This window comes from Ruegeria sp. BG9 (assembly GCF_056538305.1).
In genome coordinates this window covers 1-807 of sequence record NZ_JBQFSY010000031.1, presented here as the reverse complement: position 1 = coordinate 807, position 807 = coordinate 1, and the positions used below count along the sequence as shown (strand labels likewise).

The following is an 807-nucleotide window of genomic DNA, read 5'->3' as shown; positions in this document are numbered from 1 at the left end:
TCTGCCCCGAAGATCAGGCGCAGGGCTATCACGAGATGATTGCCGATCTGAACGACAAGCTGTGCCAGATCACCGGCTATGATGCGATCTCGCAGCAGCCCAACTCGGGCGCGCAGGGCGAATATGCAGGCCTGCTGACCATCCGCAACTATCACTTCGCCCGCGGCGAAGGGCACCGCAATGTCTGCCTGATCCCAACCTCGGCGCATGGCACCAACCCGGCCTCGGCCCAGATGGTGGGCTGGCAGGTTGTGCCGGTGCAGGCGGATGAGAATGGCAACATTGATCTGAACGACTTCCGCGCCAAGGCCGAGAAGCATTCCGATCATCTGGCCGGGTGCATGATCACCTACCCCTCGACCCATGGCGTGTTCGAGACCACCGTGCAGGAGGTCTGCCAGATCACCCATGACCATGGCGGTCAGGTCTATATCGACGGCGCCAACATGAACGCTATGGTGGGTCTGTCGCGCCCCGGAGATATTGGCGGCGACGTCAGCCACCTGAACCTGCACAAGACCTTCTGCATCCCGCATGGCGGCGGCGGTCCCGGCATGGGTCCGATCGGCGTCAAGGCTCACCTGACCGAGCACCTGCCCGGCCACCCGGAATACGGCACCGCTGTGGGTCCGGTCTCGGCGGCGCCCTTCGGCTCACCCTCGATCCTGCCGGTCAGCTGGGCTTATGTGCTTCTGATGGGCGGCGCGGGCCTGACGCAGGCGACCAAAGTGGCGATCCTGAACGCCAACTACATCGCGGCGCGTCTGCAGGATGCCTATCCGATCCTCTACACCTCCGAGACCGGTC

1 protein-coding gene is annotated in these 807 nt (G+C 63.8%); it reads left to right on the top strand.

Going from position 1 to position 807, the window contains the following annotated elements; translation table 11 throughout:
* Positions 1-807, top strand: an 807-nt coding sequence (locus ACR0I8_RS22085) for a beta-eliminating lyase-related protein (RefSeq protein ID WP_480703669.1), incomplete at both ends; no start/stop codon positions are given.